Source organism: Capnocytophaga sp. oral taxon 878, assembly GCF_002999135.1.
GTDB lineage: Bacteria > Bacteroidota > Bacteroidia > Flavobacteriales > Flavobacteriaceae > Capnocytophaga.
This window is the reverse complement of record NZ_CP027229.1, coordinates 514,537-531,860: the sequence shown is the minus strand read 5'-3', so window position 1 is coordinate 531,860 and position 17,324 is coordinate 514,537. Positions and strand designations below refer to the sequence as shown.

Annotated in this window: 15 protein-coding genes; 7 read left to right on the top strand and 8 right to left on the bottom strand. The window is 37.8% G+C overall.

Features of this window, described 5'->3' with window-relative positions; all coding sequences use genetic code 11:
* Nucleotides 1-18: 18 nt before the first annotated feature.
* From recG to C4H12_RS02365, 5 genes are read right to left on the bottom strand one after another with little or no spacing between them, the layout of a single operon-like run.
* Entirely contained in the window at nucleotides 19-2,133 is a 2,115-nt protein-coding gene (gene recG / locus C4H12_RS02385; protein WP_106097498.1) for an ATP-dependent DNA helicase RecG, read from the bottom strand.
* 20 nt (nucleotides 2,134-2,153) lie between these two features.
* On the bottom strand, nucleotides 2,154-3,395 hold the full coding sequence (locus C4H12_RS02380; RefSeq protein ID WP_106097497.1) for an ABC transporter permease: 1,242 nt from the start codon (nucleotides 3,393-3,395) through the stop codon (nucleotides 2,154-2,156).
* 38 nt (nucleotides 3,396-3,433) lie between these two features.
* Entirely contained in the window at nucleotides 3,434-3,919 is a 486-nt protein-coding gene (locus tag C4H12_RS02375) for a DUF2271 domain-containing protein (protein ID WP_106097496.1), read from the bottom strand.
* A gap of 6 nt (nucleotides 3,920-3,925) precedes the next feature.
* On the bottom strand, nucleotides 3,926-5,287 hold the full coding sequence (locus C4H12_RS02370) for an ankyrin repeat domain-containing protein (RefSeq protein WP_106097495.1): 1,362 nt from the start codon (nucleotides 5,285-5,287) through the stop codon (nucleotides 3,926-3,928).
* A 14-nt stretch (nucleotides 5,288-5,301) separates the two neighbouring features.
* Entirely contained in the window at nucleotides 5,302-5,988 is a 687-nt protein-coding gene (locus C4H12_RS02365; protein ID WP_106097494.1) for a PAS domain-containing protein, read from the bottom strand.
* Nucleotides 5,989-6,622: 634 nt separating this feature from the next.
* Here C4H12_RS02365 and C4H12_RS02360 point away from each other — a divergent pair.
* The 7 genes from C4H12_RS02360 to C4H12_RS02330 all read left to right on the top strand — a co-directional run bounded on the left by C4H12_RS02360 (nucleotide 6,623) and on the right by C4H12_RS02330 (nucleotide 11,933).
* Complete coding sequence (locus C4H12_RS02360; RefSeq protein WP_106097493.1) at nucleotides 6,623-7,306, top strand: MarC family protein; 684 nt, start codon at nucleotides 6,623-6,625, stop codon at nucleotides 7,304-7,306.
* A 17-nt stretch (nucleotides 7,307-7,323) separates the two neighbouring features.
* The gene (gene kdsA / locus C4H12_RS02355) at nucleotides 7,324-8,112 is read left to right on the top strand and encodes a 3-deoxy-8-phosphooctulonate synthase (protein WP_106097492.1); all 789 of its coding nucleotides are present in this window, start codon (nucleotides 7,324-7,326) and stop codon (nucleotides 8,110-8,112) included.
* Entirely contained in the window at nucleotides 8,112-9,530 is a 1,419-nt protein-coding gene (locus C4H12_RS02350; RefSeq protein WP_106097491.1) for a CCA tRNA nucleotidyltransferase, read from the top strand. Before kdsA ends, C4H12_RS02350 begins: the two co-directional genes overlap by 1 nt.
* A gap of 91 nt (nucleotides 9,531-9,621) precedes the next feature.
* Nucleotides 9,622-10,158, top strand: a complete 537-nt coding sequence (locus C4H12_RS02345) for a 30S ribosomal protein S16 (RefSeq protein ID WP_106097490.1) — start codon at nucleotides 9,622-9,624, stop codon at nucleotides 10,156-10,158.
* A 2-nt stretch (nucleotides 10,159-10,160) separates the two neighbouring features.
* Nucleotides 10,161-10,694: a ribosome maturation factor RimM gene (gene rimM / locus C4H12_RS02340; protein ID WP_106097489.1), complete on the top strand. Its 534-nt coding sequence runs from the start codon at nucleotides 10,161-10,163 to the stop codon at nucleotides 10,692-10,694.
* Nucleotides 10,695-10,738: 44 nt separating this feature from the next.
* Entirely contained in the window at nucleotides 10,739-11,158 is a 420-nt protein-coding gene (locus C4H12_RS02335; protein WP_254424792.1) for a hypothetical protein, read from the top strand.
* A 1-nt stretch (nucleotide 11,159) separates the two neighbouring features.
* Entirely contained in the window at nucleotides 11,160-11,933 is a 774-nt protein-coding gene (locus tag C4H12_RS02330) for a hypothetical protein (protein WP_106099401.1), read from the top strand.
* Nucleotides 11,934-12,056: 123 nt separating this feature from the next.
* Here C4H12_RS02330 and C4H12_RS02325 read toward each other — a convergent pair whose 3' ends face one another.
* From C4H12_RS02325 to C4H12_RS02315, 3 genes are all read right to left on the bottom strand, one after another.
* Complete coding sequence (locus tag C4H12_RS02325; protein ID WP_106097487.1) at nucleotides 12,057-13,892, bottom strand: HEAT repeat domain-containing protein; 1,836 nt, start codon at nucleotides 13,890-13,892, stop codon at nucleotides 12,057-12,059.
* 9 nt (nucleotides 13,893-13,901) lie between these two features.
* On the bottom strand, nucleotides 13,902-15,731 hold the full coding sequence (locus C4H12_RS02320) for a HEAT repeat domain-containing protein (protein WP_106097486.1): 1,830 nt from the start codon (nucleotides 15,729-15,731) through the stop codon (nucleotides 13,902-13,904).
* 123 nt (nucleotides 15,732-15,854) lie between these two features.
* On the bottom strand, nucleotides 15,855-17,300 hold the full coding sequence (locus C4H12_RS02315) for an SWIM zinc finger domain-containing protein (RefSeq protein WP_106097485.1): 1,446 nt from the start codon (nucleotides 17,298-17,300) through the stop codon (nucleotides 15,855-15,857).
* Nucleotides 17,301-17,324 lie beyond the last annotated feature (24 nt).

Sequence of the window (17,324 nt, the reverse complement as noted above, 5' to 3'; positions counted from 1 at the left end):
CTACTATTTATACTGAAGTTACGAAATATACGTCCATAAGTTTTTATAACGTTGCAACTGAATAAGCGTATGAGCAACACACTTGTTTTGTGGCTGCTCCAAATGAGGGTCAGCCTTAAGCAAATCAATAGCTTGAAAGCGAGCTGCTTTCAGTATATCTTGATCTTTTACAATATCGGCTATTTTTAGGGCAAGTACACCACTTTGCTGGGTACCCATCAAGTCACCAGGACCACGTAGTTTTAGGTCTACTTCGGCTATTTCAAAACCATCGTTAGTGCGTACCATTGTCTCCATACGTGTACGAGTATCATTACCCATTTTATTACCTGTGAGAAGGATACAATAACTTTGCTCACTACCTCGCCCTACCCTACCCCGTAGCTGGTGCAACTGTGATAGTCCAAAGCGCTCGGCACTTTCAATAACCATTACCGAAGCATTAGGCACATTCACCCCTACCTCAATAACAGTAGTTGCTACCATTATCTGGGTTTCATTACGTAAGAAACGTTCCATTTCAGCATCCTTTTCAGCAGGTTTTAGCTTGCCATGCACCATTGATACTTTATATTTAGGCAAAGGAAAGCTAGCGGTAATATACTCATACCCCTCAGTAAGGTTCTTAAAATCTAAAGCCTCCGATTCTTCAATAAGAGGGTATACCACATAAGCTTGTCTGCCTTTATCTATTTCTTTTTTGATAAACTCATACACCTCTGCCCTATAGTTTTCATATTGGTGTATTGTTTTGATAGGCTTACGCCCTGGCGGTAGTTCATCAATTATTGATACGTCCAAATCACCATACACACTCATTGCCAAGGTGCGTGGTATAGGCGTAGCAGTCATTACAAGTATATGAGGCGGAATAGTATTTTTGCGCCATAACTTAGCCCGTTGCTCTACTCCAAAACGATGTTGCTCATCAATAATAGCAAGTCCTAAATTATGGAACTGCACCTTATCTTCTAAAAGGGCGTGTGTGCCTATAAGTATAGAAAGCTCTCCCGATTGTAGTTGTTCATCTAATATTCGGCGTTCTTTAGTTTTAGAAGAACCTGTAAGTAGGGCAACAGTTACGTTAGTACCCTCCAACAGCTTACTAATAGTTTGGTAATGCTGGTTGGCAAGTATTTCGGTAGGAGCCATTAAACAAGCCTGACATTGATTATCAACCGCCAAGAGCATTGTCATTAAGGCTACAATTGTTTTGCCAGAGCCCACGTCACCTTGTAACAACCTATTCATTTGTGCATTGGAGCCTACATCGGCACGTATTTCTTTTAGTACACGTTTTTGAGCATTGGTAAGAGGGAAAGGCAAATGGTGATTGTAGAAATTCATAAAGGTATCACCTACCTTTTTAAAAGGTTGCCCTAGGAATTTCTGTTTTTGCAAAAGATTTTTGCGCACCAACTGCACTTGTATATAGAAGAGCTCTTCAAACTTAAGCCTTATAGTAGCCTTAGTAAGTAATTCTTGATTAGGAGGAAAATGTATAGAGCGTACTGCTTCTTGTTTAGATATAAGATTCAAGGAAGTGAGTATCTTTTCAGGTAGATTCTCAACAAAGGTATTTCCCACTTGTTCAAAAACAGTATGCACTAACTGCCGCATCACCCTATTGGTAATGCCACGTTTGGCTAATTTCTCGGTAGAAGGATATACAGGCTGAATGCTACTATGCCCCACCTTATTAAAATCGGCAAGTAAGTCCATTTCGGGGTGAGGCATTGAGAAGGTATTAGCAAAGAAGTTTAGCTTACCAAAGATTACGTAAGGCTCATTAATTTTTAAGGTATCACGTATCCATTTAACTCCTTTGAACCACACCAAATCAATAGTGCCAGTTTCATCAGTAAAAGTAGCTACAAGGCGCGTTCCTTTTTGGTTGGCAGACTCAACAGTGCGCAAGTGTACTACTTTACCTATAATTTGCACTTCGGCATTATTGTTTTGTAACTCATTGATCTTATAAAACTTAGTGCGATCAATATACCTATTGGGGAAGAGATTCAATATATCCTGATACTCATAAATACCGAGCTCTGTTTTGAGAAGCTCTGCACGCTGGGCACCTACACCACGTAGGTAGCTAATGGGAGTATGTAGGACATTTTCTGGAATCATAGGTTGTTTTAGAAAGGGTTTTATTCATAGCGGAGTGCCTCGACTGGATCTAACTTAGAGGCTTTTATAGCAGGATATAACCCTGATATAACTGACACTACTAAGGCAATAAAGATAGCAATAAATATAACCCCCCACGGAATAACAAAACTAAACTTAATAGCTTTTGAGATAATATACCCCAAACTGATACCCAACACTATGCCTGTTGCAGCTCCTAACTGTGCTATTATAAGCGTTTCGATAAAGAACTGCAAGGTTATTGATTTGCGTTTGGCTCCTAAAGCCTTGCGGATACCTATTTCTTTGGTACGCTCGGTTACTGATACGAGCATAATATTTAGCAAAGCTATAGAAGAACCCAAAATAGTTATCAGCCCGATAATGAAGCCGGCTATGGTAAGTACCCCCGTAATCTGACCGATGCGCTGCAAAAGATCGTCGCTACGTTCAATACCGAAGTTATTTTCTTGTAAGGGGGCTAAGCCACGCAAACTACGCATTAATAAAGTTGCATCATTGATAGTACCTTCTAACTGGCTTTTATTATCTACACTTACTTTAATTTCGTAATTAGGGTTATTAACAGGGAAGATGTTACGGGCTACTGGTAGAGGAATAAGCACTTGGAAATTTTCATAATTACCAAAAGAAGAACTTTGTGATTTCATTACTCCTATAATACGGAACTGATAGCCACGTACTGAAATAACTTTGCCTATGGGATCAACCCCTTTGAGTAAAGAGTTTTTAAAATCGGGGCCTATAATGCATTGCATTAAGTTATTTTCAATATCAAAGTTGGTAAACCCTCTGCCCTCTTCTACTTCCAAGCCTGAATTGGAGATGTAATACTCATCAATACCAATGACTCGTGCTAAGGGGTCGGTTTTTTTGTTTTCATATTTAATTTCGGCAGCAGAAGCTACTGCTAATGACAAACTGGTATGGGCATAAGGCAAAGCTAACTGCTCTTTAAATGCTAAAGCCTCGTTATAAGTGATAGTTGGATTGATTTTGCGCTTGGTACCACTACCTTCGGCACGCTGGTTATACTGGTAGCGCATCAGCACAAAGGTATTAGCCCCCATACTAGAGAAGTTACCCTCCAGTGTGTTACGCAAAGCAGTAATCACACTTAGGATACCCACTAAGGCGGTGATACCTATGGCAATGATAAGCACTGTAAGTATGGTGCGCAACAGTTGCCCTTTGATAGCTTCAAAAGCTATTTTAACATTTTCACGAATAACTATCCACACAATCTATCAAATAACAATTATCAATTAATCATTCATAATTAGTTGTTCATTAGGCGTACATAACGGATATAGCCTTTTCCTTCTATTTTGGTGTTAAGGTTTTCAGTTTTCAGTTCTATTTCGGCATCTTTGGCATAGTAGTGATCATCTTCGACAACGGTTTCGAAGCGTATTTTATAGCCTTTGTTGAACTTACTTTCATCAAGGGTAATTACCTTGACGGCGCGTTCGCCACCACTAATGGTAGCGCCCGTAATACCGTCGATAGTTTCGCGTTTGCCGTGAAATTTCCACCACTGGGTAAGCTCACTATACCATTCGGGATTATCACCAAATATTTGTAGGGTTTGCTCGTATTTATCGTCTGGATTGATAAGTGATGCTACTATGTAAGCGCCTTCGCCTTTGTAGTTAGTAAGCTGGATAAGGCATTTATATTTTTTGGTACTTACTTGTGCTACAAATGACACCGCTACCCCTGCTACCAATATTAAAGTTAGTAGTAACAATAGTTTGTTTTTCATTGTTTTTTATTTTAAAAAATCGATATTTACTGCTTTGAGAGCCTCATTTTCTTGGGCTAAATCATATAGAGTTTCGCCTAAATTGGTAGTGAGAGTTTTGTCTGCTTTTTGGTTGAGCAAGAACTGTACTATATCTAACTTTTTGGCTATCATTACAGCTTTATGCAAGGGAGTAAGTCCTTCGTTATTTTTTTGGTTAATACTTAAAGAAGTATTTGCTAAGAGTTCTAATATCTTTATATCGGAACGTTTTACGGCGTAGTGATAGAGGGTATTTCCTTCATTATCGACTACTTGAGCATCGGCACCATTAGAGAGGAGGAACTGCACCATTTCGGGTTTGTTATTCTCGACAGCTAAGGTTAGTGCTGATTGACCATTTTTATCCTTATGATTGATAGCTGCCCCTGATTGTAGTAAAGTTTTTGCAATTTCGGGGGTATTAGAGGATGCTGCATTCATAAGGAGAGTTCTGCCTTCCTTATTAGTTTGCTGAGGATTGTTTCCTTTTTGGATAAAATAATTAATAACAGCTACTTCGGGATTTCTGGCTGAAGCCATAAACAGAGGAGTAAGCCCCTCTGTGTTAGGGCTATTAGGATTGAGTCCTAATTGCTCTAAATACTGAAAGAACTCCAGCTTATTATAGTTTCGCCTTGCGCCACGAGCTGCTGCAAAAATAGCATTTTCGGCGTTGTTATTGAGGCTATTAAGTTTTATTTTCTTCTTGATTAAAGCCTCTATAAGAGTCTTGTTACCTGTAGTGGCTGCGTAATGAATAGCATTATTGCCTTTTTTATCTTTAGAAGTAAGTTTTAATCCTTTTTTGAGAAAGAAATCAGCTTGGGAGAGGTCGGTTAAGTGAGGAATGAGCAACAATAGCACATTGGCACCGTCGTTATTGGTATCGGTAATAGAGGCACCGTGATTAAGAAGCAGCTTGTAAATGGCTGTATTAGTTTGCCCCCCAACAGCTGCAAAGAGGAGGGGAGTGAACTGGTGAGATTCGGTAATATTTACCTTAGCCCCTTTGGCAATAAGGTATTCCATTAGGGGTACATTATCCTGATAGGCTGCCCAAAAGAGGTAGGTACGCCTATCGTGAGTAAGTTTATCGACGCCATTACCCTCTAAATTTATTAGATAAGTAATGGTTTCATAGGGAGCGCCATTTAGGATAGCCATAGTTGTAGCATCGAAGGAACGAGTATTGAACTCGGTAGGGCTATGCCCTTGAGCAATAGCTTGCTGGAGCTGTGCTACTGTAGGTTTTGCCTTCCAATACTCGTTAGTAAGGAGAGGGTTTTGCTGCCCCCAAGAGATAGTATTGGCGACAAAGAGTGCTATTGTAAGTAAAACGTACTTCATTGGATATAAGCCTGTTAATTAGTAGAGAATAGTTTAGCAAAGAAGCTTTTGCGGTGTACCATAGTTTCGGCTTCTTGATGTTCTTCGCTAAAGATATCGTCGGATATTTCATAATCGGCAACGGTAGTGTCGGAATGAGTTGCGGGCTCGAAGTGTATTTCTTGCTCGTGAGACTCATCTAAAATATCCATAATATACTCGATATAAGACTTACCTTGTTTTTCTAAGAATCCTTTGAAATAGCGGTTACTAAGTTCCATACCTCCTATTTTTTCGAGTTTTAGGAGTGTTTCGTATAATGGTTCGATATGGTCGGTAATTACGTGTTGAGATACGGAGCGGCGGCGTGCCATAATGGTAACGACTTCGCCCATAATATTACGACCTACCTCAAAATCGGTAATTACCCAATAGTATTTGCCTGATTTGGCTAAGTTCTTGATAATGGCGTGGAAGTTTCGTCCTGCCAAGATATTATCCCAAGTAATTTTGAACACTATTTTGGGCATATCGGGGTGGCGGATGATATTGTGAGGCTGTCCTAAAAGTTCGGCAGCTGTATATCCGCAAACGTCTATAAATGTTTGGTTTACATCGGTAATATTACCGAAACGATCGGTAGTACTGATGATAGTTTTAGTTTTATCCCAAGCAACTTCTTCATTGACAGGGATGGGGCGATTTATGATTTGTTCGGACATAGCTTTTCTCTCTTTAATATTAAACGCCACAAAATTACGGATTAATTTTGGAGTTGCCAAATATTTTTGAAAGTTTTTTGAGCTGTATTTTTCTAAACAACTGAATATTAATAAAATAAAATAGTTATTTTATTTAAACTTAGGGTGCAAGCTGCTGATTTTAAAGTGTTATAGATTTTACAGGCGTTAGGGATAGGCAGCCTTACTGCTGGATTACACAAAAGTAGGAACAAGTTTAAATAAAATGCAATGTTTTTGGAAAATTGTTGCGAATTTGGCAAAAGAAAGAAAAACACAAAACCGACTGATAGTCAGCAGGGTTACGTTTATCCTTCGTTTATAGTTCGTTTATCCTTCGTTATAGGTTCGTTCATCCTATAAGGTTTCTTGGGTTAGAAAATTAGAAAATAGGGTTGATTATCAAGGTTTTGTATTTTTGAAGTAGGAGGCAGATGGAAGATGATAGTTTTGAAATATTGACAATAAAAATGGAAAATAGATGAGAATATTTTAATACAAACTACAAGACCTAAAGTATAGGATTACATTGGCAGAAAAGAAGGAAAAGAAAAATTATTCCTTATTTATTGTTAATTGATAATTGTTTTGTACTTTTGCGGCAAATTTTGATATTATGAATTTTGATATAAAGGAAATTGCTTCGGCAACTATGGTATTGTTTGCGGTGATAGATATTATTGGTAGTGTGCCTATTATCATTAATTTACGCAAGAAAACAGGGCGAATACAATCGGAAACGACAACTATAGTAGCTTGTGCTTTGCTGGTGGTTTTTCTTTTCTTGGGGAAAGAGTTGCTGAAATTATTTGGCGTATCGGTAGAGGCGTTTGCGATAGCGGGGTCATTCATACTTTTCTTCCTTGCCTTGGAGATGATTTTGGGTATTACTATTTATAAGGGGACTACGCCAGAATCGGCTTCTATCATTCCGCTTGCCTTCCCTATGGTAGCTGGAGCTGGGTCTTTGACTACTGTTTTATCACTTAGAGCGAAGTTTCACGTTGAAAATATCATTGTAGCTATCCTTTTGAATATGATTTTTGTATATATTGTACTAAAATCGTCGGAAAGGATAGAAAAAGCGTTAGGAAAGCAAGGGATTACGCTTGTACATAACCTATTTGGGGTAATTTTGCTAGCTATAGCAGTGAATTTATTTACTGCAAATATCAAAAAGATATTCTTCACCCCTGAAGAACCTGTTCATATTGAGCAAAAAATACAATTACCTAATGCAGATTCTAAAGACGATATAAGATTAAATCATACGACTTATATGGTTGATGTAAATGTTTAAAACCTAAATAAAAGAAGATGAATAAAGAGAATAATTTTTTCCTTTTGGCAGGCCCTTGTGCTATTGAAGGAGAGGATATGGCAATGAAAATTGCTGAACGGATAGTAGATATTACCCAAAGACTGAACATACCTTATACTTTTAAAGGGAGCTTTAAGAAAGCAAACCGTAGTAGGATAGATTCATTTACAGGAATAGGCGATGAAAAAGCGTTGAAAATACTGCAAAAAGTAGGACAAACTTTTGGGATTCCTACAGTTACAGACATTCACCAAGTGAGTGATGCAACTATGGCAGCTGAATATGTGGATGTGCTACAGATACCAGCCTTTTTGGTAAGACAAACAGACTTAGTAGTGGCTGCGGCTGAAACAGGAAGAGTGGTGAACTTGAAAAAGGGACAGTTTATGAGTCCGGAAAGTATGCAGTATGCTGTGCAAAAAGTGTTTGATAGTGGCAATAAGAAAGCACTTATTACCGATAGAGGTACTATGTTTGGCTATCAAGACCTTATTGTGGATTTTAGGGGTATACCCACTATGCGGCAGTTTGCCCCTGTGGTAATGGATGTTACCCACTCACTACAACAGCCTAACCAAAACACAGGTGTAACGGGGGGTAGACCAGATATGATTGAAACCATAGCACGTGCTGCTGTAGTGAACAACATAGATGGACTATTTATAGAAACGCATTTTGACCTAGCAAATGCTAAGAGCGATGGGGCTAATATGCTACACCTTGACCTGCTGGAAGGGCTTTTAACGCGTTTGGTTGCCATTCGCAAAACAATTAACGAATTTTAATGAACTATACTGAAGCACTTACAAACCCTATTTTTGCACTTATAAGCGATATTTCGGCAGAAATACCGTTAGAGAGTTATGTAATAGGAGGTTTTGTACGCGATTATCTGCTAAAAAAGAAACTCCCAAAGGATATAGATATAGTATCAATAGGAAGTGGTATTTCATTGGCTGAAAAAGTAGCTGAACGCCTACCTAACAACCCAAAAGTATCGGTATTTAAGAACTTTGGTACTGCGATGATTAAGGTGGATACCTTAGATATTGAGTTTGTAGGAGCACGCCGTGAGAGTTATGAGGCGAACTCGCGCAAGCCTTATGTAGAAAGTGGTACCCTGCAAGATGACCAAAACCGCCGTGACTTTACTATCAACGCTATGGCTTTCTCACTAAACAAAGATACTTTTGGTGAGCTGATAGACCCTTTTGACGGATTGGGAGATTTGGAACGCAAATTAATACGGACGCCTTTAGATCCTGATATTACCTACTCGGACGACCCGCTACGTATGATGCGCGCTATTCGTTTTGCTACACAACTAAACTTTGAGATAGAAACAACATCACTAAAGGCAATTACTAAAAATAAAGAACGACTTAAAATCATATCGTACGAACGCATAGTAGAGGAGCTGAACAAGATATTGGCGGCCCCTAAACCTTCTGTAGGGCTTAAACTACTATACGATACAGGATTATTACACTATATATTACCTGAGCTTATCGCCCTACAAGGGGTAGAAGAACACGATGGACAGCGCCATAAAGATAACTTTTGGCATACACTGGAAGTAGTAGATAACATTTCGGAAAATACTGATAATGTTTGGCTACGATGGGCAGCATTGCTACACGACATAGGGAAAGCCCCTACCAAACGTTTTGACAAAAAGATAGGTTGGACATTTCACGGTCATGAATTTGTAGGCAGCAAGATGGTGTATCACCTTTTTAAGCGCTTACGTATGCCCTTGAACGATAAAATGAAGTATGTACAGAAAATCGTGAAAATGAGTTCTAGACCTATTATCATAGCTGAGGATATAGTTACTGATTCGGCAGTACGCCGCTTGGTATTTGATGCAGGAGAAGAGTTTGAAGACCTTATGACCCTATGTGAGGCAGATATTACGACTAAAAATCCTAAAAAGTTCAAGAAATACCACGATAACTTCCAGATAGTACGCCAAAAAGTAGTAGAGGTAGAAGAAAAAGATCATATACGCAACTTTCAGCCACCAATAAGTGGAGAAGAGATAATGGAGACCTTTGGCTTGCCACCTTCACGGCCTATAGGAGTACTAAAAGAAGCTATAAAAGAGGCTATTTTAGAAGGAAAGATACCTAATGAATATGAGGCAGCAAAAGCCTTTATGCTAGAGAAAGCAAAAGGAATGAAACTAACCCCTATAAATTAATTACTTTTTTATTTGGCTGTTAGAAAAAGATGTTGTACTTTTGCGCCCGAATTAATAACGAGGTCGAGTACCTCACTAATTAAAATTATTTATGCCAGTAAAAATCAGACTACAACGTCACGGTAAAAAAGGCAAACCTTTCTATTGGATTGTTACCGCAAATTCACGCGCTAAACGCGATGGTAAATTCCTTGCTAAATTAGGAACTTACAACCCTATTACTAACCCTGCACAAATTGAAATAGATGTAGATGCAGCTGTAAAATGGTTACAAAATGGGGCACAACCTAGTGATACTGCCCGCCGTATCCTTTCATATAAAGGGGTACTTTTAAAACACCACTTGCTTGGTGGGGTAGCTAAAGGAGCTCTTACTGAAGAACAAGCTGAAGCTAAATTTAACGCTTGGGTAGAAGCTAAAAGCAACAAAGTAACTACTAAAGAAGAAAAATTGGCTAAAGACAAAGCAGCTGCTAAAGCTAAAGCCTTAGAAGCTGAAAAACAAGCTAACGAAAAACGTAAGAATGAAGCTGCTGCTAAAGCTGCTGAAGCTGCTGCAGCCGCAACTGCTGAACAAGCTGAAGGAGAAGAAGCTACTGCTGAAGAAACACAAGAAACTGAAGCATAAGAATGACACTGAATGATTGTTTTTATATAGGAACAATTGTGCAGAAGTTTAGCTTTAAAGGGGAATTACTAATCAAATTAGATTCGGATGACCCTGAAATGTATGAAGAATTGGAATCAGTATTTGTTGCTTTGGGCAACAACCTGGTTCCTTTTTTTATTGAACGAAGCTCATTGCACAAGGCAAACCTATTACGAGTGAAATTTGAAGAAGTAGATACAGAAGCTGATGCTGAAGCACTGCTGAAACACAAATTGTATTTACCTTTGGCTGCATTGCCTAAACTTAGTGGTAACAAATTCTATTACCACGAGGTTATAGGTTTTGAGGTAGAGGACAAACAATTTGGAAAAGTAGGAAAGATAATAGGTGTAAATGATACTACTATGCAGGCTCTGTTTGAAATAGAAGATGAGCAAGGCAATGAAATACTTATCCCTATCATTGATAGCTTTATTGAAAAAGTAGACCGTATAGGACGAAAAATCATTGTAAATACTCCCGAAGGCTTGATTGATTTATATAAAGAGAACTAAAACTAAAAAGAGGCTGTTTTGCAAAAGACTGCCTCTTAATGATTATGAACTTTCTGAACACTCATAATGGAGACTTTCTTCTTATAGAAGGAGAAATTATCAATACTAAAACTACTTTTACAGCCCTTAAAGAGCGTTTCCCTGATAACAAAGTATGGGAAGTAGGGACGGGGTATTTTTGGCTATACTTTTACAATTGTCCTTTTGAAGGGAAACTGTTTAGTATATCACTTTGTTTTAAAGGAGAAAAACTAGAGAACTTATGTTTTGAAATGAATGAAAGATGCACTTCATGGGATAATTGGAGTGAAGAACAGGAGTTAGTAACCCAAAAGTACTATGACCAGTGGCTTACAGCTCATATAGGTAAAGAACGTTCTTTTAATTGGGGTGCTATTGAATCTATTTATGATAAGAAAGGAGGATGTACTTGTGTTTGGATCAATTATTTAGATAATGAATAATATGAAGAAATACAGACAATTAGAACCTTATATAGAAGAAGGATATAAGATTTTTTCAGCTTATAGTATTAATAAACATTTATCGGTTTGCGATTGTGGTAATTGTATTACTCCAGCTGAAATTGAAGATTTGATATGCACACCTTTGCATAAACTTAGTGCTACACAAATAGGTAATTATGTAGGAGCAATGTTAGCATCAAGTGATAAAGCTATTATAGAAGTACATTATTTTTTACCTCGTATGCTAGAACTTCTCACTCAAGGTAAGATTTTCTATATAGATGAAGGTTTTTCTCTATCTAAATGTCATTTTGAGCGCACTGATATTTGGAAACCTACAGAGTTAGCATTTGTTAAACAGTTTGCTTCAGCTTTTTTTAAAGCTGTATTAGATGAAGAAAATTTTGAATTAGTAACTGCTGAAGATTGGTTAGTTTGCTTTGGTTTGTCGGGCTTATCCTTACAACCTTTATTAGAATACTGGATAAGCAGTGCTCATAAGATAAGTGCTATTCGGCATTTTGAAGAAATTTTCATATATAGCTTACAACCTATAGGCATTATATATAAACATTCATATTTTAAAGATGAACATAAAGAACTTAATAATGAAATTACAGAATGGCTTAACAATAAAAAAACACTAGAGGCATTTGGTAAAGGTATAGAAAACTTATTATTATCTGATGAACCTCTGAACCAAGGACTAATATATCAGCTTGAAAATATGTACAATATTATAGAATTTGAATTAAAAAAAACAACAAAATAAAAGCGTACATTCAAAAATGAATGTACGCTTTTGTTTGCCTCTTAATTACTTATTATTGGTTCTTACTTCAATATAGATAATTTATTCCTACATAATAAAGAAGCTTTATGCTTTAAACTATTATTAGTGTGTTTGTTCAATTTGCCATGCTATTTCTTTAAAGAAATCGCTCTTTGTTTTCTCGTGTAATTCGCGGAATTTTAGAGCATATTCTTTAGGAAATAGTTTCCAATAGTCGGTATCATTAACAAGAGTATGGTAAATATACACCTGATTTTTGATTTTAGACATATCCTCAAACAACACCTCAAACTTATTAACAATATTGCTTTTCATAATAAAGCGATACATAAATTCTTTCCCATAATGATAGACTTTAGGAAGCACCTTAAGAGTAAGTTCTTTAAGTCGCTCACTATTTTCTTCTAAAATATTGAGAATAGCAAGTGCATCTAAATCATAGTGACTATCATACTTCTTAAGTCCTGCAAAGTAATTATAGAAAAGGTCTGCCCAACGTGGGTCTAACTGTTCTTTAGTAATAGGTTTAATTTCACGGTTTGCATAGCCTGAAGAGTCATAAATAATACGTGTTTTACCACTAAGAGGTTGCATTATATCCTGAGGAGTGAATACTTTACCAAACTGAGGAGCAAAAATATCGTATATCTTTTCTTTAGAAAAATTACCTTGTCCTTCGAGTACACGATAATAAAAATCAAGACTTAGCGAGTATGTCCAAGTATTACCTAATACCTCAGTATTATACTCATCATAAAAAGCAATTACCTTTTCGGTATTAAAAGTTGCTAGTACTGAACGTATTTGAGGTGCAATATAATAATTACTTACTGAACGCTTTTTAGCCATTGCATTAAAGGTTTTATTCCTTAATATTTCGCCTAAAATAGTATAGGTTTCAGAGTAATCTTTATTCTGGAGAGTACTTATCTCAATAGGTAGTTGCTCAAAGGCTGCTACTAGAGTTTTTTCATCTGTTTCATCCATTGAAAGCACTGCTTTAAAGCGTTCGTGTACCTTTTGAACGAACGGCCGATAACACGAGGCTAACGGAACTGTAGCAATAGCATTTGCTAAGAGTTCCGCATTTCCTTTCTGTTTGTTATTGCTGTACAATTCGTAAAGTTTGTCAATACTGCGTTGCGTACCGAGTTTGGCTAACGCTTTATAAGCTGCTCCTCGTACCACTTTATTCTTATCACTTGCCAAACTAATGATAAAGTCTTCTGTCTTTTCATCTTTCTTGTCTGAAAGTATAATGACGGCTTCAGCTTGTAGGTTAGGCAAGTTTTCGGCAAATATTTTATCTACCAAAGCATCTATTCCTTCATAACCTAATTGGTGTAGCAAACGCAATCGGCGTACGTGTTCTGTTTTGTCCTCAAAATGAAAGTCTGATAAAAGGAAGGGGAGCATTGCTTTCCCACAAGGGGGGATAATAGTTTCCTCTACATAATCGGCAAGTTCAGTGTATTTATCTGCTAAAGCATAACTCAAGTAACCATAAGTCCGCGAATCGTCAAACAGCTTGCGTTCAAAAGCATCTTTAAGCACTTCCAAGCGTCCCGACTTGCTCTCAGTAAGAGCTTGTAACACGGGTTTCAGCTGTAAATAGGAATAGGTAGTATTCACATCTGCTAAAGCGATAGTGGGAACCTGATCGCTCTTTTCGGCTTCAGCCTCTACAGTAACACCTTGTGTGTAGAGTACTGAATAGAGCAAAGTAGCAACATTCAATAACTTTTCGGCAGCTTGTGTACTTTCTACTTGTAGCAAAGATTCTACTTCTTGGGCTAACTTATTGAATACAGGGGCTTTTTCACCTAACTTTTTCAGTATAGGAACGTGCTTCTGTAGGCGTGGGTCATTCTTCGCAAACTTACTTCCCGCTATAAACAAGCGATTCAGTTCTTGTTGTAAATCGTATAAGGGTTTCATTTTAATCTACTATTTAACTGATTTCTCAATCTCATCTGCTATGTCTTCAAATACATTTAGCCTATTCTTCTTTGCCAAAGCTCTAAACTTCTGTACATATTCCTTAGGAAACTGATTCCAAAAGTCTGAATTAGAAAGATAGTAAAGATAGTAATAAGAATTACCTGCTTTTATTTTTTCTAATGAGTGATAAATTAATTCGAACTTATTAGGAAAATTGCGCTTTAATATCAAACGATATAACCATATCATATCATCCGAATATGATTGAGCAAGTGCTTTTAAGAGTAAATCATCTAATCTTTGGCTTGTTCCTTCTAAAGCATCAAGGATAAAAAGCACTATATGAGTATAATTATTGTTAAGCTTTTTAAGGCTTTCAATAAAAGAATAGAAAGTGTTTACCCAGCGAGGGTCTAACCTATCCACTCTCACTTTTGATTCTTTAAAGCTATGATAAGCATAACTGCCCTCTATACCACTAAAAGTTCGCAATATTTCTTCTGTCGCTGCCGATCTTCCTAATTGAATACTAAATACCTCAAAGAGCTTTTCTTTACTGTAGTTCTCATTCTTGAAAGCGCCACAGAAATAGTTAATCCACATTTCGCTATAACCATTGTTATGAGTAAGAAACTGCTTGTGAGCGTCATAAAAGGCAAGCACTTTATCATTATTAAAAGTATTAAACACGCCCATCATATTAGTAGCGGTAGGGTCGTAAGTATTTTTAAAAACTCTTTTGCGTAACGCATTGAAGTCTTTGTTCTGCAACATCTCGGAGAAGAGCCTATATACTCCTTCACAATCCTTATTTGCTAAAATATCTATATCAATAGCAAAGCGTTCAAAAGCTGTTGCAAGGTTTTTACCATCTGAAGTGTCTATGGTTAATAACTGCTGATAGCGCTCCTGTATTTTATCTACAAACGGTAAGAAATACTCAGGAGCAGCTACTTTGGCGATAGCTTCTGCTAAGAGCTCTGCATTGCCTTTCTGCTTATTGGTGTTGTACAATTCGTAAAGTTTATCAATACTGCGTTGCGTACCGAGTTTTGCTAAGGCGCTATATGCTGCTCCTCGTACGGCTTTGTTCTTATCACCCGTCAAACTGATGATAAATGCTTCAGTTTGTTCATCTTTCTTGTCTGCTATTATATCAATAGCTTCTGCTTGCAGATTGGGAAGATTTTCACTAAATATTTTGTCTACTAAGGTGCCTATTTCTGCATATCCTAATTGGTATAACAAACGCAATCGGCGTACATTCTCATTTTTGTCTTCTAAACGGAAGTCGGCAATGAGAAAAGGTATCATCGCTTTTCCGCAAGTAGGAATGATAGTGTTTTCAACGTAATAAGTGAGCTCTGAATACTTGTCAGCTAAAGCATAACTCAAGTACCCATAAGTGCGTGAATCGTCAAATACCTTGCGTTCAAAGGCATCTTGCAATATTTCCAAACGTCCTGAGTTGCTTTGTGTAAGGGCTTGCAGTACAGGTTTCAGCTGTAAATAGGAATAGGTAGTATTCACATCCGCCAATTGTATCGTAGGAATTTGACTTTCTTTTGTAGCCTCTGCCTCTATAGTAATACCTTGAGTATAGAGCACAGAATAGAGCAAAGTAGAAACACCCAATAGTTTTTCAGCAGCTTGTGTGCTCTCTACTTGTAGCAAAGCTTCTACTTCTTGGGCTAATTTATTGAATACAGGAGCTTTTTCACCTAACTTTTTCAGTATAGGAACGTGCTTCTGTAGGCGTGGGTCGTTCTTAGCAAACTTACTTCCCGCTATAAACAAGCGGTTCAGTTCTTGTTGTAAATCGTATAAAGGCTTCATAATAATTGACAATTGATAATTAACAATTAACCCAAAGTCCGCATTAAAATAATTATTCGCTAATAAATACTTGCTTTTGCGGATTGTCCCTCTTCTAGGGAATGGGGGCTTTTTAGCTATCTATTAGTATAGTAGTCTAATTACTTTCTCTTTAGTGATGAGTGAAAGTGGTTGCGCTGATAGCAATCCGCTAGCTACATCGTTGTGCATCATTACTACAAGTGAGAGTCCATCGGCATTTGCTGGCAAAAACGACTTCAGATTGCCTGTTGGTGATACAGCGCCTTCCTTAATATCTCTTAGGGTGATAGCAAAACCATTGGCATCTTCTACTACCAAGTCCTCCCCTACTCTATAAGCCTTATGCAACGCCAAAAGCACTACAGGGTGTTTATCCATTAGTGGATTCTTAATAGTGTTCTTTACAGCCTTTATCGTCTCGGCAAATTGCCCCGAAGCAAAACCTTTCACTGTTGCAAGGTCAGCTTGTGATAGCGGACACTCTGAAGCTCCATCAGCCTCCCAACGAATACGCGGATTGGTATCCCCAGGATAGATGTAAAGGTCTTTTAGTTGTAACACGCTGAACACACTATTATCTTCCTTGATATACTTCGCGGCTTTATAAGGGCGGTAGTTGAGCGTTTTATAGATTTTACCCGTCTTGAGGTTCAGCCATACGCCCTCATCTACATACTCTTTGCGTGCCTCATTGTCATAACTGTTGAATGACAATTGCACCAAAGAAGCATTTTCTTCATATTGCCCATATTGCATCAACTCAACAAGTTTCCACACATAGCCTATTTGCTCTTCAATTGCTGAAGACAGTTCAGGAGTCCCTTCTGGGTCTTCTTTGCGTGCTTTTAGATACTCAGATGACTTCTTAAGCAAAGCTGAAAGATAGTTTAAGTTGTCTACCACCGCAGTATATTCCTCTTCCTCTACTTCTTCAATCGATAAAAGCAAGTTATTAAAAGCCGTTTGAATACCGCCTATGTAGTAGTTTCCTAAGTCTTTTACCTGTGTCTTGAGGGTTGCACGCATTTTAGCATCCACTGAAGAAAGCCCCGTATTCACTATATCACGCAACAACTTTTGGGCAGTTTCGATACCAGTGAGCTGAGCATCAACCTTCTTAGTGAAAGCAGCCTTATTTACCTTCTTAGGTTTCTCGGCTTTCTCCTTGATAGATTCCTTTTCTTGAGCTTTCTTCTCTTGTTTCTTCTCTATCTTGTCACGCTTAGAGAGAATGTCCTCAGGTACTTCTCCTTCGGTAAACTGACCAGCATTCGCTTCAAAACAGTAAAGCAAACCCACAGAGTGTTTACACGGAAACTGTCTACTCGGGCAGTTACAGCGGAATACAGGGTTATTAGGGTCTATATAATCGGCAGAGCAGTAGTAAGGATTCTTCCCACTCCCTGCGCATTCACCCCATATAAGGTTCTTTTCTGAGTTGATTTTTAAGTTGCTGAATTTGTTTTTCTTCACCAACTCACGTCCTTTTTTAGCCGCCTCAGCATTGGGGGCAAGCTCTTCAATCTTCTGTTGCGTTACTTCTATCATTTTTATATTATAAATTATGTATTT